Genomic DNA, 18764 nt, shown 5'->3' with positions numbered 1-18764 from the left:
TCGATGCGCGGAGTCTCAATCCATTGATTCTAAACCACGGTGCCCGCCGCTGCCGCGCGGCCCTTCTGCGCGCATGGATGCACGCAGCGCCCACGCAAAAAACCCGCGGCCGAGTACCGCGGGAGCCAGTCATGCGAATGACAGCTTAAGGAGCGGCGTTGCCGGCTCCGACCATGAAGGACAACGATGGCGAATCGCGCGCGGCTACACACGCCGCGCGCGAGCCCGCGTCAGGCTGTCAGACTATTTCTTCACCGCCACGGTAGCGCCGCCTTTCGGCGTATTGGCCGCAACGGCCGCGCCCTTGTTCTGTGAAGACGCCGCAACCTGCGGGCCAGCAGCCGCGCCAGCCGGACCGACAGCGAGACCCTCCGCCTGCAGGCGCTCGACGGTATGCCCGCCCATGCCCTTGACGCGCTTGCCGAGATCGGTCGGGTCCTTGAACGGACCATGTGCGGCGCGCTCTTCGAGAATGGCTTTCGCTTTGGCAGGACCGATGCCCTTGACGCCGCGCAGCGCGTCCTCGTTAGCCGTGTTGACGTCAACCGACGCATACGCGTGGCCGAAAGCGGCGAGCATGGCCGCGGTAACCAGAATTTTTCGAAACATATGGAATCTCCCTTGTACAACCGGTTGGCGACATCACCAACCGGGAGATTCCAGTTTAAACAGGTATCCGAACTATTTACACCTGGCCGAATAGCCAACGTACGTATCGGTCGACACCTTCCTGCACGCTCAGAAACGGCGCATCGTAGCCAGCCGCGCGCAGCTTCGACTGATCCGCCTGCGTGAAGCACTGATACTTGCCGCGCAATGCGTCGGGGAACGGAATGTATTCGATCAGGCCGCGCTGCACCTGGTCGGCGAGCGACAGCGGCGGCTCGTTGTTCAGCGCGCGCAAGGTATTAACGACCGTGCTCGCGATGTCGTTGAACGGCTGCGCGCGTCCGCTGCCCAGATTGAAGATGCCCGATTTGTCCGGGTGGTCGAAGAAGAACAGGTTCACCTTGACCACGTCTTCCACCGAGACGAAATCGCGCGTCTGCTCGCCCGCGGCATAGCCGTTGTATTCGCCGAACAGCTTGACCTTGCCCTCGGCGCGGAACTGGTTGAAGTTGTGAAACGCCACCGACGCCATGCGCGCCTTATGCGTTTCGCGCGGACCGTAGACGTTGAAATAGCGAAAGCCCGCGATCTGGCTTTTCGCGGTGGGCAGCACGCGGCGGATCACCTGGTCGAACAGGAACTTCGAATAGCCGTACACGTTCAGCGGCTGCTCGACTTCGCGTTCTTCGACGAAACGGCTCGAGCCGCCATACGTTGCCGCCGACGACGCGTACAGGAACTGGATGTTCTGCGCGAGGCACACGTCGAGCACGTCGCGGCTGTAGCGGAAGTTGTTGTCCATCATGTAGCGGCCGTCGGTTTCCATCGTGTCCGAACAGGCGCCTTCGTGGAAGATCGCGCGCACTTTGCCGAAGTCGCCGCGCTTGAAGCGCTCGACGAATTCGGTCTTATCCAGATAGTCGTCGATTTCGCAGTCGACCAGATTCTTGAACTTGTCGGCGTGCGTCAGATTGTCGACGGCGATGATGCGTTGTTCGCCGCGCTCGTTGAGCGCTTTCACGAGGTTGCTGCCGATAAAGCCGGCCGCGCCGGTGACGATGAGAGTCATGATGGTCCCGCGGTAATGAGCCTTGTGTAGGATCGAAGCGGGCGACGAGACGCCGGCTTCGATCGGCAGGTCTGGTTGGCGTTCCGCCGATCCTTCTTGCGCGCTGCCGTCGGCTTGCGGTGCAGGATCGGGCGGGCCGCGTCAGTGAAAGAGTTCGTCGTAGTCGACGGTGGCCGTGCCTAGCTTACCGACCACGATGCCGGCTGCGCGATTGGCGAGACCGACTGCTTCGACCAGCGTGAGACCCGCGCCCAGCATGGCCGCGAGCGTCGCGATCACGGTGTCGCCCGCGCCCGAAACATCATACACTTCGCGCGCGACGGCCGATGCGTGCAGGATGCCGTCGTCGGAGAAGAGCGTCATGCCTTCTTCCGAACGCGTGAGCAACAGCGCCTTGAACTGCAGATCCGCGCGCAGTTTGTTCACGCGCTCGATCAGGTCTTCTTCGGACTTCCACTGGCCGACCACCTCGCGCAACTCCGCGCGATTCGGCGTGATGAGCGTGGCGCCGCGATAACGCTCCCAGTCGTCGCCCTTCGGATCGACCAGCACAGGCTTGCCCGCGGCATGCGCTCTCGCGATCATCTGCGTGACGTGCGTCAGCCCGCCCTTCGCGTAATCGGACATCAGGATCACGTCGTGCGCGGGCAGCAATTCGTCGAAGCGCGCAAGGCTTGCAAGCAGCACCTCGTGCGCTGGCGAGTTCTCGAAATCGACGCGCAGCAACTGTTGCTGACGCGACAGCACGCGCAGCTTGATAGTCGTGAGCAGCGCGGGGTCGCGTTCCAGATGCGGATTCACGCCGCTCTCGCCGAGCAACTGCACGATGCGCTCGCCGGGCTCGTCATGTCCGACGACGCACAGCAGGCCCGCTTGCGCGCCGAGCGCCGCCGCATTGCGCGCGACGTTGGCCGCGCCGCCGAGGCGGTCTTCCTGGCGCTGCACGTGCACGACCGGCACCGGTGCTTCCGGCGAAATGCGGTTGACGTCGCCGAACCAGTAGCGATCGAGCATCACGTCGCCGACGACAAGCACGCGCGCGGCCGCGAGTTGCGCGCGCGGCACCACCGTCAGTGCCGGTGACGGAGACGGCGATGGTGTGATGGAGCCGGGCCGCGCCTCAGACATCGGTCGCAAGTTCAGTGGGTTGGGCATAGGGGCGTCCAATCGAGTGATAGTCGATGCCGAGTTCGTTCATCGCATCCGGCTCGTACAGATTGCGGCCGTCGAAAATGACCGGCGACTTCAGCACCGATTTCAGATGCACGAAGTCCGGGCTCTTGAACTCCTTCCATTCGGTGACGACCACAAGCGCATCGGCGTTCGTGAGCGTTTCGTCCTGCGTGCTCGTGAACGTGAGACGCGCGAGCTGGTCGGGCGCGTCGTGCAGATCCATCGCGAAGACGCGGCGGGCTTCGGTCACGGCCACCGGATCGTACGCGCGCACCTGCGCGCCGCGCGCGAGAAGCTCGGCGATCACGCGACGGCTCGGCGCTTCGCGCATGTCGTCGGTATTCGGCTTGAACGCGAGGCCCCAGACGGCGAACGTGCGGCCGGCCAGATCGTTGCCCCACTTGTGCGTGATCTTCTGCACGAGCACGTCTTTCTGCTTGTCGTTCACTTCCTCGACGGCTTCGAGAATGCGCAGATTGTGGCCCTCTTCGCTCGCGGTGCGGATCAACGCCTGCACGTCTTTCGGGAAGCACGAGCCGCCGTAGCCGCAGCCGGCGTACAGAAAGTGATAGCCGATACGCGGATCGGAGCCGATGCCGCGGCGCACCGCCTCGATGTCGGCGCCGACGCGGTCCGCGAGATTCGACATTTCGTTCATGAACGAGATGCGCGTGGCCAGCATCGCGTTGGCCGCGTATTTCGTGAATTCGGCCGAGCGCACGTCCATGTAGAGCGTGCGTTCGTGGTTGCGGTTAAACGGCGCGTAGAGGCGCTTCATCAGTTCGCGCGCGCGCTGGCCGGCCTGGTCTTCGTCGCTGCCGAGCACGATGCGGTCGGGCCGCATGAAGTCGTCCACCGCCGCGCCCTCCTTCAGAAACTCGGGATTCGACACGACCGAGAAGCGATGCTTTTCGCTGCCCGCGAGCCCGCGCTTCGCGAGCTCTTCTTCGACGACCGCGCGCACGCGCTGCGCGGTGCCGACCGGCACCGTCGACTTATCGACGATCACCTTGAAGCCGTTCATCGTGCGGCCGATATTGCGCGCCGCTTCGAGCACGTATTGCAGATCCGCCGAGCCGTCTTCGTCGGGCGGCGTGCCTACCGCGATGAACTGCACGTCGCCGTGTGCCACGCTCGCCTCGATGTCCGTCGAAAACGTGATGCGCCCGGCCGCGCGAGTGCGCGCGATGATTTCCTGCAGGCCCGGCTCGTGGATCGGCACGCCGCCGTTGTTGAGGATTTCGATCTTGCGCGGGTCGACGTCGAGACAGAAGACGTCGTTGCCGATTTCAGCGAGACATGCGCCCGTGACGAGGCCCACATAGCCAGTGCCGATAATGGTGATTTTCATACGCTTTCCGGTTGAAAGTTCCGGTGATGATCCCGGTCATGAACACGCTGCCGAAGCCGCGGGCGACCTCAGTTCGACGCAGTAATCGGCTCGACCCGGCGCGGCGCGTAGGTTTCCCAACCGCTGCAGCCGGGACACTGCCAGTAGAAAAGCCGCGCCCTGAAACCGCAATTCTGGCACGTATAGCGCGGCAGATTCTTGGTGCGCTGGCGGATCAGCGTGCGCATCAGTTCGAGCTCGCTGCGCCGCGGCTCTTCCGCGACAGCCTGCTGCGCCTCGAGCAGGCGCGTCATGCCGGCGAGATTCGGCGACTTCTGCATCTGCGAACGGGCCAGCGCGTGCGCGGCGTCCGGCCCGCGCAACGACGCGACGTGCTGATAGGCGACGTCGAGCAGATCGTTGCTCGGATAGCGGTCGACCCACGTGGTCAGCAGATCGGCGCCTTCCTGCGCGCGGCCGAGCGCTTCATAGGCCTTCATCAGCTTTTCGGCGACGAGCGGCAGATACGCCGGATTCTGCTCCTCGACGCGCCGCCATTGCGCGATCGCGGCTTCCTGCGCGCCGCCGGCTGCGTCGACATCGCCGAACAGAATCGTGGCGCGCACGTTGCCGGGGTTCGCCTTCAGCGCGAAGCCTAGCTGGCGGCGCGCTTCGTCGGGCTTCTGCTGTTGCAGCGCTTCCTGCGCGAGCTCGCAATGGAACTGCGCGATTTCCTTGTCCAGCGACTCCGCGCCCATCGTTTCGAGATGCCGGGCGGTGTCGATCGACTTGATCCAGTCCTTCTCGATTTCGTAGATGGTGAGGAGCGCACGCTGCGCGCCCAACGCGTAATCGCCGGTTTCGAGCGAACGGAAGGTTTCTTCCGCGCGGTCCAGCAGACCGGCCTTCAGGAAGTCCTGCCCGAGTTCGAACAGCGCGTGATCGCGCTCACTGACCGGCAGATCGGCGCGGCTGAGAAGATTCTGATGCACGCGTATCGCGCGATCCGTCTCGCCGCGGCGGCGGAACAGGTTGCCGAGCGCGAAATGCAATTCGACGGTTTCGGGATCGAGCTTGACGACTTCGATAAACGCGTCAATTGCCTGGTCCGGCTGCTCGTTGAGCAGGAAGTTGAGGCCGCGGAAATAGGAACGCGGCAGATTGGCGCTTTCTGACAGCAGCGTCTTGAGGTCGTAGCGCGCAGCCATCCAGCCGAACGCGAAAGCGACGGGAATGACGAGCAGCCACCAGAAGTCTAGATCCATGCGATGAATGCAAATGAGCCGGAAGGCGGGAACGGGATGCCGCGCAAGGGGCGCGCGGCGAACGGCACAATCAGATCAACGGCGGCATGGGCGGCTGTTCGACCACCACCGGCGCCTCGCGAGCCACCCGCAACTCGCGCTTCAAGCGGCCGTTTTCCATGCGAAGGCGGACCACGGCCGGCATCGACGAAACGAGGCCGGCGACAAGCCCGACCGCGAAAAACGCGAGGCCGATCAGGATGAGCGGTGCCGACCAGGCGTAACCCGCGAGGAAATTCAGCGTAGCGGGTTGTGTATTGGAGAGTGCCAACACGAGCAGCAGCACGAACACCAGTACACGGATCAGCCAGACGATAAATTTCATGAATAGATCTCTTGACGGCAGTTGCGGGGTGACGCCGGCCTGATGACGCGTCGCGCCACGGTATTTGCCCGCGCCGAAGTGACCCGTATTGTAATTGAAGCCCTCGCGGCTGGGCAGGAACTGGCGGATCGCGGGCTTACAGAATGTGCCGGCGAAACGCGATGCGAAATGCGGCTGGGAGCGGGACAGGAAGCTGGAGTAAAAGCGCGGCTCGCCGAGAGCGCGGTTTCGAGCGCGACTGATAGCACGGCTCGGGGCGCCGTTAGTGGAGTACATGCCTGCGTGTCGACAAAGCGCACGGGCGAAAAAAAAGCGCCTAAAGGCGCTTTTTCTGGTCTTTTGCCGACCGCTGCAGAGTGCATAACGCACACAGAGCGGTCTTTTACAGATCGTCATCCGGCTCTTCGGCCTTCAACGGCTCGCCCGCGCGACGATCGACCCGCTCACGCAACTCCTTGCCCGGCTTGAAATGCGGTACGTACTTCTCAGGCACCAGCACTTTTTCGCCCGACTTCGGATTGCGCCCGACGCGGGAAGGACGGCGGTTCAGGCCAAAGCTGCCGAAACCTCGAATTTCGATGCGGTGACCTTTGGCAAGCGCCTCAGACATCGCATCGAGCATCGTCTTGACCGCGAAATCCGCATCTTTCAATACAAGTTGCGGAAAACGCGTAGCCAGTTGGGCGACCAATTCCGATTTGGTCATACTGCAGCAGACCTCTCAAGAAAACGCCGAGCCACCCCCAAGACTTCCCCGTTGGGGAACCTGCCGCGAACGGCAGGCTGGGGGCGTTCCTCAATTACTGGTTCTGGCCGTCGAGCTTGGCCTTCAGCAGCGCGCCGAGGTTCGTCGTGCCGGTAGCAGCCGCGCTGGAATCCGACGAAGCCAGGCCGCGGATCGCTTCCTGTTGCTCAGCCGAGTCCTTCGCCTTGATCGACAGGTTGATGCCACGCGACTTGCGATCGATGTTGATGATCATCGCGTTGACCTTGTCGCCTTCCTTCAGCACGTTGCGAGCATCTTCCACGCGGTCTTGTGCGATTTCCGAAGCGCGCAGGTAGCCTTCGACTTCCGTCGACAACTGAACCACTGCACCCTTCGCGTCCACCGTCTTGACCACGCCGTCGACGATCGAACCCTTGTCGTTCATTGCAACGAAGTTGCTGAACGGGTCGCCTTCGAGCTGCTTGATACCCAGCGAAATGCGTTCCTTCTCGACGTCGATGCCGAGAACAATCGCTTCCACTTCGTCGCCCTTCTTGTACTTGCGAACGGCTTCTTCGCCCGTTTCCGACCACGACAGGTCCGACAGGTGAACCAGACCGTCGATGCCGCCCGGCAGACCGATGAAGACGCCGAAGTCGGTGATCGACTTGATTGCGCCTTGCAGCTTGTCGCCCTTCTTGAAGTTGCGGCTGAAGTCGTCCCACGGGTTCGGCTTGCACTGCTTCATGCCGAGGCTGATACGGCGGCGGTCTTCGTCGATTTCGAGAACCATGACTTCGACTTCGTCGCCCAGCTGCACAACCTTCGACGGTGCAACGTTCTTGTTCGTCCAGTCCATTTCCGACACGTGGACGAGGCCTTCGATGCCCGATTCCACTTCGACGAATGCGCCGTAGTCGGTGATGTTGGTGACCTTACCGAACAGACGCGTGCCCGACGGGTAACGGCGCGAGATGCCTTCCCACGGATCGTCGCCCAGTTGCTTGATACCGAGCGAAACGCGGTTCTTTTCCTGGTCGAACTTGAGGATCTTCGCGGTGACTTCCTGGCCAACCGACAGCACTTCGCTCGGGTGACGCACGCGACGCCATGCGATGTCGGTGATGTGCAGCAGGCCGTCGATACCGCCGAGGTCCACGAACGCGCCGTAGTCGGTGATGTTCTTCACCACGCCTTCCACGATCGCGCCTTCCTTCAGCGTTTCGAGCAGCTTCGCGCGCTCTTCACCCTGGGTTGCTTCGATCACGGCGCGGCGCGACAGCACGACGTTGTTACGCTTGCGGTCGAGCTTGATGACGCGGAATTCCAGCGTCTTGCCTTCGTACGGGGTCGTGTCCTTGACCGGACGCGTGTCGACCAGCGAACCCGGCAGGAACGCGCGGATGCCGTTGACCATCACGGTCATGCCGCCCTTGACCTTGCCCGTGATCGTGCCGGTCACGAGTTCGTTGTTGTCGAGAGCCTTTTCCAGCGACAGCCACGAAGCCAGACGCTTCGCCTTGTCGCGCGACAGGATCGTATCGCCATAGCCGTTTTCCAGCGCGTCGATCGCGACGGAAACGAAGTCGCCCGCCTGCACTTCTACCTCGCCCGCGTCGTTCAGGAACTCTTCGAGCGGGATGTAGGCTTCGGACTTGAGACCAGCGTTGACGACCACGAAGTTGTGGTCGACACGCACGACTTCGGCGGAGATCACTTCGCCGGCGCGCATGTCTTGCTTGGTCAGCGACTCTTCGAACAGAGCCGCAAAAGATTCGGTATTCGGGGTAGAGGTTTGCAGGTCGGACATAAAAATCGAAATTTGCATGGTTCTCGCGCTGCCCGGCTGGCCGGACGGTCAGCAACTACGGCAAGAATGCGAATGCCACGCGGGGTTAAAGGGTTAATACAACGCTTCGCGACCATCGCGAAGCACCAGCAATCAATGAAACTACGACCGCGGCCGCCTGTTCGGCGAGAGCCATGCTTCATGGCAGCCATGCGTCAGGCAATCAATCACGCATGGACCAGGGCTTCGTACCATTGCACCACCTGCTCGACCGCCTGATCGACCGACAAGGCGGACGTGTCGAGCAGTTTTGCATCCGCTGCGGGCTTAAGCGGCGCGGCTGAGCGCTGACTGTCGCGCTCGTCACGCTCGCGCAAATCCCGGAGCAAGTCATCAATATTAGCAGAAAAGCCTTTTTGTATCAATTGCTTATGCCGCCGCGCCGCGCGGGCCTCCACGCTGGCGGTCATGAACACCTTCAGAACCGCGTCCTGGAAGATCACTGTGCCCATGTCGCGACCGTCCGCGACCAGCCCCGGTTCCTTACGAAAAGCCCGTTGGCGCGCCACCAGCGCGGCGCGCACCGGCGCGTGCACGGCGATGGCCGACGCGCGGCTGCCGACTTCCTCCGCGCGAATTTCCGCCGAGACATCGACGCCGTCGAGTTGCGCCAAACCCTCGCGAAAGGTGATATGCAGGTCGTCGATCAGCTTTACAAGCGCGTCGACGTCGTCTGCCGCGACGTTGTAGCGGATGCTCGCGAGCGCCGCGAGCCGGTACAGCGCGCCGCTGTCGAGCAGGTGAAAGCCGAGGCTCGCGGCGACCAGCGCGGCCACGGTGCCTTTGCCGGAGGCACTGGGGCCGTCGATTGTAATGACGGGCGTCTGGTGAAAGGGACGGATCGGTTTCATCGAAAAGGTCGCACGTCAGGCGATTCGTAGCGAATCAAGGGTGAGTGAGCGCGGTGAAGCGCTCGAAATAATCGGGGAATGTCTTGGCGACGCACTTCGGGTCGTTGATCCGCACCGGCACGCCGCCCAGGCTCACGAGCGAAAAACACATCGCCATGCGGTGATCGTCGTACGTGTCGATCGACGCGTTCGGGATCAGCTTTTCAGGCGGCGTGACCATCAGGAAGTCTTCGCCCTCCTCGACTTTTGCGCCGACCTTGCGAAGTTCGGTCGCCATGGCCGCGATCCGGTCGGTCTCTTTCACGCGCCAGCTCGCGATGTTGCGCAGCGTGGTCGTGCCGTCGGCGAACAGCGCGGCGACCGCAATAGTCATCGCGGCGTCCGGAATCAGGTTGAAATCCATGTCGATCGGGTCGAGCTTGCCGTGGTCGGTGCCGACGCCGCGCACTTCGATCCAGTCGTCGCCCATTTGCAGGTTCGCGCCCATTCTGATGAGCGCGTCCGCGAAGCCGACGTCGCCCTGAATGCTCGAACGGCCGACGCCTTCGACTTTCACCGGCCCGCCGCCGAGCGCCCCGGCCGCGAGCAGATACGACGCCGACGACGCATCGCCTTCCACCATGATCGTGCCCGGCGACTGATAGCGCTGTCCTGCCGGCACGACGAACTGATGCCAGCCATTGCGCTCAACGTCGATGCCAAAACGCGCCATCAGCTTGATCGTGATCTCGATATAGGGCTTCGAGATCAGTTCGCCGTCCACCTGAACCGTGGTCACGCCGCTTGCGGTGCGCACGAGCGGCAGCGTCATCAGAAGCGACGTGAGGAATTGGCTCGAGACGTCGCCGCGCACGCGGATCGGCGCCTCGGCGGAAATCTGCCCGGGGCGGATGCGCAGCGGCGGATAGCCCTCGTTTTCCTCGTAGTCGATTCTCGCGCCGATCTGCCGCAGCCCGTCGACGAGATCGCCGATCGGCCGCTCGTGCATGCGCGGCACGCCGTGGATGCGGTAATTGCCGCCATTCACGGCGAGCGCCGCCGTCAGCGGGCGAACCGCCGTGCCGGCATTGCCGAGAAAGAGATCGGCCGTGCGCGCGGTGAACGCACCGCGCGTGCCGGTCACGACGCACGTATCGCCTTCGCGCTTCAGACGCACGCCGAGCTTCTCGAGCGCGTCGAGCATGACGCGCGTGTCGTCGGAATCGAGCAGGTTCGTGATCGTCGTTTCGCCTTCGGCGAGCGCGGCGAGCAGCAGCACCCGGTTCGAAATGCTTTTCGAGCCAGGCAGACGAACCGTGCCGGACGCACGAGAAAATGGTCCGAGATCGAGGAATTCCATGATTGAGTCCAGTTTCCGGTTATTTCGACGCGGCTATTTCGATGCGTCGCCTTGCGCGGCGCCGCCCGCGCGCTGTTCCTGCCACTCTGTGCGCGCCACGCGCGAGCGCGCGAATACGGCTTCGAGCGCCGCGCCGTCGCCCGCTTCAATCGCCGTGCGCAGCCGCGCGAGCACCGCCGTGTACGCGTCGAGTTCGTCGAGTAGCGCGGCGCGATTCGCGACACAGACGTCGCGCCACATTTCGGGACTCGACGCCGCAATGCGCGTGAAGTCGCGAAAACCGCCCGCGGCAAAAGAAAACCTCAACGCGGCATCGGGCGAATTCAGAATCTGTTCGACGAGCGCGAACGACAACACATGCGGCAAATGACTGACCGACGCAAACACGCGGTCGTGCTGCTCCGGCGCCATGTCGCGCACGAGTGCGCCGGTCGCGCGCCACATCGCCGCCACACGCTCGACGGTATGCGGTGCATTTTCCGGCAACGGACACAGCACGACATTGCGGCCGACGTACAGGTCGGGCAACGCGGCCTCGACGCCGCTCGACTCGCGGCCGGCAATCGGATGCCCCGGCACGAACTGCCCGATGCGCGCGCCGAGCGCGGCACGAGCCGCGGCCACGACGTCGGACTTGGTGCTACCGGCATCGGTCACGATGGTGTTCGCGTCGAGGAACGGCGCGATGCGCTCGAGCAGCGGCTGGGTCTGCGCGACGGGCGCCGCGAGCAGCACCAAGTCGGCGCCCGCGAGCGCGTTGCGCAACGCCGCGTCGTCGTTCAATGCGGCGGCGCCGTCGATCACGCCCAGTTCCAGCGCACGCGCGCTCGACGCAGCCGAACGGCCCACACCGATTACCGTGCGCGCCCCGTCGGCTTCGCCGCGCTCGCGCAGCGCGCGCGCAAGCGATCCGCCGATCAGGCCGACACCGAAAATCACCAGCTTGTCAAAAGAAAACGCGGCCACGTCGGTCACACAAAAAGCGCGCCTCTCATATAGACGGGCGCGCGGGTCAGAATTCGCCGCCTAGACGGTGGCGAGGGTTTTTTCGAGCGCGGCGATGAACGCTTCGTTTTCTTGCGGCAGCCCGATGGTCACGCGCAGCCACTGCGGCAAACCGTAGTTCCCGACTGGACGCACGATCACGCCCTGCTTCAGCAATTCGAGATTCACGCGATTGCCCGCCGCGTCGTCGTTGCCGACGCGCACCAGCACGAAGTTGCCGTCAGACGGCACGTATTCGAGGCCGAGTTTGTCGAACGCTTCTGTCAGACGACGATAGCCCTGCGCGTTCAGCGCCGCGGTCTTTTCGAGGAACGCCTGGTCGTTGAGCGCGGCAATCGCCGCAGCTTGCGCGAGCGTGTTCACATTGAACGGCTGGCGCAGACGGTTCAACAGATCGGTCAACTCGGGCTGCGCGATCGCGAAGCCGACGCGCAAGCCTGCAAGGCCGAACGCCTTCGAGAACGTACGCGACACCAGCAGGTTCGGATATCGGCGCACCCACCCGATCGAGTCGTAGCGCTTTTCTGCCGGCAGATATTCCGTGTACGCCTCGTCCAGCACCACGGCCACGTGGCGCGGCACCTTGTCGAGAAACGCTTCGAGCTTCGGACCTTCGATAAATGTGCCGGTCGGGTTATTCGGATTGGCGACGAAAATCAAACGGGTGTCGTCGGTGATCGCGGCGAGCATCGCGTCCAGATCGTGGCCGTACTTGACGGCCGGCACGACGATCGCGCGCGCGCCAAGACCCTGCGTGGCAAGCGCATAGACCGCGAACGAGTACTGCGCGTAAATAATCGCCTGGCCTTTTTCGACGAACGCGTGCGCGGCAATTTCGAGAATGTCGTTGCTGCCGTTGCCGAGCGTGATCCAGTCCGACGGCACGCCGTAGCGCTCGCTCAACGCGGTCTTCAGTTCGAACGCGTTCGCATCGGGATAGCGGCCCAACTCGCTCGCCGCCTGCGCCATCGCGCGTTGAGCCGACTCGGGCATGCCGAGCGGATTCTCGTTCGACGCCAGTTTCACGATCTTCGCTTCGTCCAGCCCGAACTCGCGCGCGACTTCCGAAATCGGCTTGCCGGCGATGTAAGGCGCTATGGCGCGCACGTAAGAAGGACCGAAGGACGTTGTCATGAAATCTCCGAACGATTATTGGAAAAGTCGCGGCGAGCGCGTCGGCATACTGCCTGACTCGCGCTTGCCCGCCGCGTGGCAGTGTTGTTAGCGGGCGCGCGGATACGAGCCCAGAATCTTCAGGAATGCTGCCTTCTCACCGAGTTCGGTCAGCGCGGCGGCCACTGCGGGATCGTCGCGATGGCCTTCGACGTCGATGTAGAAGTAGTACTCCCACGTGCCCACGCGCGCGGGCCGCGATTCGAAGCGCGTCATCGACACGCTATGGCGCGCGAGCGGCTCCAGCAGCTTGAATACCGCGCCCGGCTCGTTCGGCACCGACACGATCAGCGACGTCTGGTCATTGCCGCTCGCGCCGGTGCGCTCCTTGCCGATCATGACGAAGCGCGTGCGGTTGTGCGGATCGTCCTGAATCAGCGCGTAGGCGACCTGCAAACCGTAGTGAGTCGCCGCGCGATCGCCGGCGATGGCCGCGACGCTCGGATCTTCCGCTGCCATGCGCGCGGCTTCCGCGTTGCTCGACACCGCCTGGCGTTCCAGATGCGGCGCATTCGTCGCGAGCCAGCGCTGACATTGGGCGAGCGCCTGCGCGTGCGCGCAAACGCGCGTGACGCCGGTCAGGCCGCCGTTCAGCGTCAGCAGATTGTGATGAATCGGCAACGCAAGTTCGCCGCCGATGGTCAGTTGCGTTTGCAACAGCAGATCGAGCGTGCGCGACACCGCGCCTTCGGTCGAATTCTCGACGGGCACGACGCCGAATTCGGCAGCGCCCGCCTCGACGGAGCGGAATACTTCGTCGATGGACGGGCATGGCAGACCCTCGATCGACTGGCCGAAGTACTCGTGCATGGCCTGCTCGCTGTACGTGCCGACCGGCCCGAGATACGCCGCCTTGATGGTCTTTTCGAGCGCGCGGCTGGCGGCCATGATCTCGCGCCAGATTGCGCTGATGTGCTCGCTCGCGAGCGGCCCTTCGCTCATGTCCTGCAGACGCGCGATCACCTGCTGTTCGCGCTCGGGCCGAAACACCGGCGCGTTGAAATGCTTCTTGACCTCGCCCACTTCCAGCGCCACCGCGGCGCGCTGATTGAGAAGCGCGATCAACTGCGCGTCGAGCGCGTCGATGCGTTCGCGAAGCGGCTTGAGTCGATTATTGAGTTCGTCGTCCATGCGTGAAAACGGTCCTGCCGGTAGCTGCTGCAAAAATGCATGCTGAAAGGATACGCGCGCCGAATGCCGAAGCACTCAGGCGCTGTGGCGTTCGAATTCCTTCATGTATTCGACAAGCGCTTTGACGCCTTCGAGCGGGACCGCGTTATAAATCGACGCCCGCATGCCGCCGACGGACTTGTGGCCCTTGAGCTGCACCATTCCCCGCGCTTTCGCGCCGGCAAGGAAATCTTCGTTGCGCGACTCGTCGGCGAGGAAAAACGGTACGTTCATCCGCGAGCGCGAGCCACGCTCGACCTTGTTCAGATAGAAGCTGCTCGAGTCGATTGCGTCGTACAACAGCTTCGACTTTTCGACATTGCGCGCTTCCATCGCAGCGAGGCCGCCCTGCTTTTTCAACCACTTGAACACCAGCCCCGCGATGTAGATCGCGTAGGTGGGCGGCGTGTTGTACATCGAATTGTTTTCGGCGACCGTCTTCCATTCGAACGCCGACGGGCAAATGGGCATGGCGCGCTCCAGCATGTCCTCGCGTACGATCACCACCGTCACGCCCGCCATGCCGATGTTCTTCTGCGCGCCGCCGAACAGCACGCCGTATTTGGCGATGTCCATGGGACGCGACAGGATATGCGACGACGCGTCCGCCACTAGCGGGATGTTGCCGAGGTCGGGAATCTCGAATGTCTCGACGCCGTGGATCGTCTCGTTCGTGCACAGATGCACATAAGCCGGGTCGTCCGACAATTGCCACTCGGAAAATGCCGGCGCGCGCGTGAAGCCGTCCGCCGTCTGGCCGCTCGCGGCGACGTGCACGGTGCCGTATTTCTGCGCTTCCTTGAAGGACTTTTGCGACCACGACCCGGTGACGATGAAATCGGCGCGGGGCTTGGAGCCAAGCAGGTTCATCGGCACGATCGCGTTTTCGCCGAGACCGCCGCCTTGCAGAAACAGAATCCGATGGCTCGCCGGCACGGCCAGCAATTCGCGCAGATCGACGAGGGCTTCCTCGTGGATCGACATGAACTCTTTCCCGCGATGGCTCATTTCCATCACGCTCATGCCGCTGCCTTGCCAGTCGAGCATCTCGTCGGCTGCCTGACGCAGCACTTCTTCGGGCATGGCCGCAGGGCCGGCGGAGAAATTAAAGACGCGCATCGTGAGATCCTGAAAGCGGTGCGAACACGAAAAGCCGGGGCGCTGGTCGGCGAGCCGGCGAGTCGGTCGCCGCGAAAACAAACTACCGGAAAGTGGCTACATCTATTGGCCGACGGGAATCGCGGTACTGGACCGCTGCAGCCTGGCAGACCGCTGCAGCGCGAACATTTCCCGCCGAAAAAAGTAATGGCCGTTTGCGCACTCGCGCAAACGGCCATTATCGCATTGTCCCCGCTAACCCGCCAAACGCGGCGGCCTGGAATCAGACCGCCGGGCGACGCGCTAGCGCAGTATCAGTGCAGCTTTCGCGTCGGGCTTACTTAGCCGGCTTGACCGAAGCGACTTCCTTGTCAGCCTGGTCGCGCGTTGCCTTGATCGATTGCGGCATGTACTTCTGCATCAAGCCATTGACGACGTCGCGGCCAACCTGGTCTTGAACCTGGATGAACTTGCGGCCGGTCGGGCTCTTGTAGAACGAAGTCAGATCCTTGATTTCCGACGTGCTGTAGTACTTCGCGTACGCGTCGTACTGAGCTTGCATTGCGTCCTGGCGGAAGCTGTCCGTCGCGAACACCTGGCCCGCGCCGTCAACCAGCTTCGGCACTGCATTCTTTTGCAGCGTCGGGACGGAAGCCTGCTTCTGCTTGTCCGTCAGCGTCTTGTTTTCGCTCAGCGCGTCCGACAGGATTGCCGGAACCAGCTGCTTTGCCTGCATTTGCGCGCTGTTGCCAATTGCGCCGACGAGCTTTTGCGCGTCGATTGCGTCCAGCAGGTCCTTGATGGCAGCCTGCTTGGCCGGATCAACCGGTGCTGCCGCAGCAGCCGGAGCCGACGAACCCGGGCTCTGCAGTGCTTGAGCCATGGCAAAGGTCGGCACGAGGGCAGCCAGCAACATCAGTTGTTTGAATCGTTTTTGCATCATTACTCCCTAATAGAAATTAACTTGAACTGCCAGCCGCGCAAGAAGCGTGTCGGCCCGACACGCTATATGTCCTGCGGAGCTTTCAATCAGTCACCGGGCGTGAAGCGAGAGCACGGTCAGCGGATCCAAATAGGATCAAGCCGCGCCGCCGTCTTCCCCGCCGTTACCACCTTCAGCGGGACCTTCGGCGTCACCTTCGACATCGCCTTCCGCTTCCGCCTCGGCAACCTGTTGCAGACCTGAAAGCTTGGTGCCTTCGTCAAGGCTGATGAGTGTAACACCTTGAGTTGCACGGCCCATTTCTCGAATTTCCGACACGCGCGTACGGATCAGAACGCCCGTGGTCGTGATCAGCATGATCTGCGCTTCCTGGTCGACCAGCGTGGCCGCAACGACCTTGCCGTTACGCTCGGACGTCTGGATTGCGATCATGCCCTTCGTGCCGCGGCCGTGACGGGTGTACTCGGTGATCGGCGTGCGCTTGCCGAAGCCGTTTTCCGTTGCGGTGAGCACCGACTGCTGCTCGTCGCCCGCCACCAGCAACGCAATCACGTTCTGGCCTTCGTCGAGTTGCATGCCGCGCACGCCGCGCGCCTCGCGGCCCATCGGCCGCACGTCGTTTTCGTCGAAGCGAACTGCCTTGCCCGAATCCGAGAACAGCATCACGTCGTGCTGACCGTCTGTGATGGCGGCGCCGATCAGGTAGTCGCCGTCATCCAGACCGACCGCAATAATACCCTTGCGCAACGGCCGGCTGAAGGCTTCCAGCGGCGTCTTCTTTACTGTTCCTAACGCGGTCGCCATAAAGACGAACTTGTCTGCGGAAAATTCCTTAACCGGCAGCACAACATTGATCTTCTCGCCGTCTTGCAGCGGGAACATGTTGACGATCGGGCGGCCGCGCGAATTGCGCGAGCCCTGCGGCACTTCGTAGACCTTGACCCAGTACACGCGGCCGCGGTTCGAGAAGCACAGGATGTGATCGTGCGTGTTCGCGATGAAGAGCGTGTCGATCCAGTCGTCTTCCTTCATGGAAGTCGCCTGTTTGCCGCGACCGCCGCGCTTCTGCGCGCGATATTCCGACAACGGCTGCGATTTCACGTAGCCGGCGTGCGACATGGTCACGACCATCTCTTGCGGCGTAATCAGGTCTTCGGTGTTCAGCTCGGTGGCGTTCAGTTCGATCTTCGAGCGACGGGCGTCGCCGAATTCCGACTTGATCGACGTCAGTTCGTCGACGATGATCGCCGTAATGCGTTCCGGGCGAGCCAGAATGTCCAGCAGGTCGGCGATCTGCGCCATCACGTCGCGGTACTCGCCAATGATCTTGTCCTGCTCGAGACCCGTCAGGCGTTGCAGACGCATCTGCAGAATTTCCTGAGCCTGGGTGTCGGACAAACGGTAAAGGCCGTCGGCCTGCATACCGAAAGACGGATTCAATCCGTCAGGGCGATAGGCTTCGCGGCCACCCGCCGACGCGTTTTCCTGCTCCGCGCGCGACAACATCTCACGAACCAGCGACGAATCCCACGGACGCGCCATCAATTCCTGCTTGGCGATGGGCGGAGTCGGCGCGGCTTTGATAATCGCGATGAACTCGTCGATATTAGCGAGCGCAACGGCCAGACCTTCGAGCACGTGACCGCGCTCACGCGCCTTGCGCAGTTCGTATACCGTGCGCCGCGTCAGCACTTCCCGGCGATGCGACAGGAAGCACGACAACATCTCCTTCAGGTTCAGCAGCTTCGGCTGGCCGTCGACCAGCGCGACCATGTTCATGCCGAAGGTGTCCTGGAGCTGGGTCGCCTTGTACAGATTGTTGAGAACGACTTCAGGCACTTCGCCGCGCTTCAGCTCGATCACGACGCGCATGCCGCTCTTGTCGGACTCGTCGCGGATGTCGGAAATACCTTCGAGCTTCTTCTCGTTGACCAGTTCGGCGATACGCTCGAGCAGCGAGCGCTTGTTCACCTGATACGGCAATTCGTCGACGATGATCGCCATGCGCTGGCCGCGATCGATTTCCTCGAAGTGCGTGAGCGCGCGCATCACCACGCGGCCGCGGCCGGTGCGATAACCGTCGCGCACGCCCGCCACGCCGTAGATGATGCCGGCGGTCGGGAAGTCGGGCGCCGGAACGATCTCGATCAACTCGTCGATCGTGGCTTCGGGGTTCTTGAGCAGATGCTGGCAGGCGTCGACAACCTCATTGAGGTTGTGCGGCGGGATATTCGTCGCCATGCCGACCGCGATGCCGGACGAACCGTTGATCAGCAGATTGGGAATGCGCGCCGGCAGAATGGCCGGCTCGTTTTCGCTGCCGTCGTAGTTCGGCGTGAAGTCGACCGTTTCCTTGTCGATGTCGGCGAGCAGCTCGTGGCCGATCTTGGCCATGCGGATTTCGGTGTAACGCATGGCCGCGGCGTTGTCGCCGTCGACGGAACCGAAATTGCCCTGGCCGTCCACCAGCATGTAGCGCAGCGAAAAGTCCTGCGCCATGCGGACGATGGTGTCGTAAACAGCCGTGTCGCCGTGCGGGTGGTACTTACCGATGACGTCACCGACAATACGCGCCGACTTCTTGTACGCGCGGTTCCAGTCGTTGTTCAGTTCGTGCATCGCGTACAGCACGCGCCGGTGCACCGGCTTCAGGCCATCGCGAACATCGGGAAGCGCACGCCCTACGATCACGCTCATCGCGTAATCGAGATACGAACGGCGCATTTCCTCCTCGAGGGAGATTGGCAGAGTCTCTTTGGCGAATTGATCCATTATCCGTATCTTTTACGTGCGAAGGCGGCGAGAATCCGGCGCCCTCGC

General features: G+C 62.8%; 16 protein-coding genes. All 16 read right to left on the bottom strand.

Annotation, left to right across the window (positions count from 1 at the left end):
- Positions 1 to 243: 243 nt before the first annotated feature.
- Complete coding sequence (locus AB6809_RS05025) at positions 244 to 609, bottom strand: helix-hairpin-helix domain-containing protein (protein WP_029967894.1); 366 nt, start codon at positions 607 to 609, stop codon at positions 244 to 246.
- Positions 610 to 685: 76 nt separating this feature from the next.
- A complete protein-coding gene (gene rfaD / locus AB6809_RS05020) occupies positions 686 to 1678 on the bottom strand; it encodes an ADP-glyceromanno-heptose 6-epimerase (RefSeq protein WP_371026054.1) in 993 nt (330 codons plus the stop codon).
- A gap of 141 nt (positions 1679 to 1819) precedes the next feature.
- Positions 1820 to 2833: a D-glycero-beta-D-manno-heptose-7-phosphate kinase gene (gene rfaE1, locus AB6809_RS05015; RefSeq protein ID WP_006050259.1), complete on the bottom strand. Its 1014-nt coding sequence runs from the start codon at positions 2831 to 2833 to the stop codon at positions 1820 to 1822.
- Positions 2799 to 4202 (bottom strand): UDP-glucose/GDP-mannose dehydrogenase family protein, encoded by a 1404-nt coding sequence (locus tag AB6809_RS05010; RefSeq protein WP_029967901.1) that lies wholly within the window; start codon positions 4200 to 4202, stop codon positions 2799 to 2801. The genes rfaE1 and AB6809_RS05010 overlap by 35 nt, the downstream gene beginning before the upstream one ends.
- A 68-nt stretch (positions 4203 to 4270) precedes the next feature.
- Entirely contained in the window at positions 4271 to 5446 is a 1176-nt protein-coding gene (lapB, locus tag AB6809_RS05005; protein ID WP_371026053.1) for a lipopolysaccharide assembly protein LapB, read from the bottom strand.
- Between the two features lie 70 nt (positions 5447 to 5516).
- Positions 5517 to 5810 carry a lipopolysaccharide assembly LapA domain-containing protein gene (locus tag AB6809_RS05000; protein ID WP_029967902.1) on the bottom strand — a complete coding sequence of 98 codons (294 nt, stop codon included), beginning with the start codon at positions 5808 to 5810 and terminating at the stop codon, positions 5517 to 5519.
- A gap of 382 nt (positions 5811 to 6192) precedes the next feature.
- Positions 6193 to 6516 carry an integration host factor subunit beta gene (locus AB6809_RS04995; RefSeq protein WP_006050255.1) on the bottom strand — a complete coding sequence of 108 codons (324 nt, stop codon included), beginning with the start codon at positions 6514 to 6516 and terminating at the stop codon, positions 6193 to 6195.
- Positions 6517 to 6610: 94 nt separating this feature from the next.
- Positions 6611 to 8344 carry a 30S ribosomal protein S1 gene (gene rpsA / locus AB6809_RS04990; RefSeq protein ID WP_006050254.1) on the bottom strand — a complete coding sequence of 578 codons (1734 nt, stop codon included), beginning with the start codon at positions 8342 to 8344 and terminating at the stop codon, positions 6611 to 6613.
- A gap of 188 nt (positions 8345 to 8532) precedes the next feature.
- Entirely contained in the window at positions 8533 to 9216 is a 684-nt protein-coding gene (cmk, locus tag AB6809_RS04985) for a (d)CMP kinase (RefSeq protein ID WP_006050253.1), read from the bottom strand.
- Between the two features lie 34 nt (positions 9217 to 9250).
- A complete protein-coding gene (gene aroA / locus AB6809_RS04980; protein WP_006050252.1) occupies positions 9251 to 10555 on the bottom strand; it encodes a 3-phosphoshikimate 1-carboxyvinyltransferase in 1305 nt (434 codons plus the stop codon).
- A gap of 33 nt (positions 10556 to 10588) precedes the next feature.
- Positions 10589 to 11530 (bottom strand): prephenate dehydrogenase, encoded by a 942-nt coding sequence (locus AB6809_RS04975; protein ID WP_029967903.1) that lies wholly within the window; start codon positions 11528 to 11530, stop codon positions 10589 to 10591.
- Between the two features lie 51 nt (positions 11531 to 11581).
- On the bottom strand, positions 11582 to 12694 hold the full coding sequence (gene hisC / locus AB6809_RS04970; protein ID WP_029967904.1) for a histidinol-phosphate transaminase: 1113 nt from the start codon (positions 12692 to 12694) through the stop codon (positions 11582 to 11584).
- Positions 12695 to 12781: 87 nt separating this feature from the next.
- Positions 12782 to 13864 carry a prephenate dehydratase gene (gene pheA, locus AB6809_RS04965; RefSeq protein ID WP_006050249.1) on the bottom strand — a complete coding sequence of 361 codons (1083 nt, stop codon included), beginning with the start codon at positions 13862 to 13864 and terminating at the stop codon, positions 12782 to 12784.
- A 75-nt stretch (positions 13865 to 13939) separates the two neighbouring features.
- Positions 13940 to 15022, bottom strand: coding sequence for a 3-phosphoserine/phosphohydroxythreonine transaminase (gene serC / locus AB6809_RS04960; protein WP_029967905.1), 1083 nt, complete (start codon positions 15020 to 15022; stop codon positions 13940 to 13942).
- 316 nt (positions 15023 to 15338) lie between these two features.
- On the bottom strand, positions 15339 to 15941 hold the full coding sequence (locus AB6809_RS04955; RefSeq protein WP_006050247.1) for a DUF2059 domain-containing protein: 603 nt from the start codon (positions 15939 to 15941) through the stop codon (positions 15339 to 15341).
- A 138-nt stretch (positions 15942 to 16079) separates the two neighbouring features.
- Positions 16080 to 18716 carry a DNA gyrase subunit A gene (gene gyrA / locus AB6809_RS04950; protein WP_029967907.1) on the bottom strand — a complete coding sequence of 879 codons (2637 nt, stop codon included), beginning with the start codon at positions 18714 to 18716 and terminating at the stop codon, positions 16080 to 16082.
- Positions 18717 to 18764: the final 48 nt, after the last annotated feature.

It is taken from the genome of Paraburkholderia sp. RCC_158, from assembly GCF_041355255.1.
Lineage (GTDB): Bacteria > Pseudomonadota > Gammaproteobacteria > Burkholderiales > Burkholderiaceae > Paraburkholderia > Paraburkholderia graminis.
The sequence above is the reverse complement of the archived record's forward strand: the minus strand, read 5'-3'. Positions and strand labels throughout refer to the sequence as shown.

Bases quoted from the DNA above. Each gene is read 5' to 3' on its own strand.
- AB6809_RS05025 (WP_029967894.1), bottom strand. From the start codon at position 609: ATGTTTCGAAAAATTCTGGTTACCGCGGCCATGCTCGCCGCTTTCGGC.
- rfaD (WP_371026054.1), bottom strand. From the start codon at position 1,678: ATGACTCTCATCGTCACCGGCGCGGCCGGCTTTATCGGCAGCAACCTC.
- rfaE1 (WP_006050259.1), bottom strand. From the start codon at position 2,833: ATGCCCAACCCACTGAACTTGCGACCGATGTCTGAGGCGCGGCCCGGC.
- AB6809_RS05010 (WP_029967901.1), bottom strand. From the start codon at position 4,202: ATGAAAATCACCATTATCGGCACTGGCTATGTGGGCCTCGTCACGGGC.
- lapB (WP_371026053.1), bottom strand. From the start codon at position 5,446: ATGGATCTAGACTTCTGGTGGCTGCTCGTCATTCCCGTCGCTTTCGCG.
- AB6809_RS05000 (WP_029967902.1), bottom strand. From the start codon at position 5,810: ATGAAATTTATCGTCTGGCTGATCCGTGTACTGGTGTTCGTGCTGCTG.
- AB6809_RS04995 (WP_006050255.1), bottom strand. From the start codon at position 6,516: ATGACCAAATCGGAATTGGTCGCCCAACTGGCTACGCGTTTTCCGCAA.
- rpsA (WP_006050254.1), bottom strand. From the start codon at position 8,344: ATGCAAATTTCGATTTTTATGTCCGACCTGCAAACCTCTACCCCGAAT.
- cmk (WP_006050253.1), bottom strand. From the start codon at position 9,216: ATGAAACCGATCCGTCCCTTTCACCAGACGCCCGTCATTACAATCGAC.
- aroA (WP_006050252.1), bottom strand. From the start codon at position 10,555: ATGGAATTCCTCGATCTCGGACCATTTTCTCGTGCGTCCGGCACGGTT.
- hisC (WP_029967904.1), bottom strand. From the start codon at position 12,694: ATGACAACGTCCTTCGGTCCTTCTTACGTGCGCGCCATAGCGCCTTAC.
- pheA (WP_006050249.1), bottom strand. From the start codon at position 13,864: ATGGACGACGAACTCAATAATCGACTCAAGCCGCTTCGCGAACGCATC.
- serC (WP_029967905.1), bottom strand. From the start codon at position 15,022: ATGCGCGTCTTTAATTTCTCCGCCGGCCCTGCGGCCATGCCCGAAGAA.
- AB6809_RS04955 (WP_006050247.1), bottom strand. From the start codon at position 15,941: ATGCAAAAACGATTCAAACAACTGATGTTGCTGGCTGCCCTCGTGCCG.
- gyrA (WP_029967907.1), bottom strand. From the start codon at position 18,716: ATGGATCAATTCGCCAAAGAGACTCTGCCAATCTCCCTCGAGGAGGAA.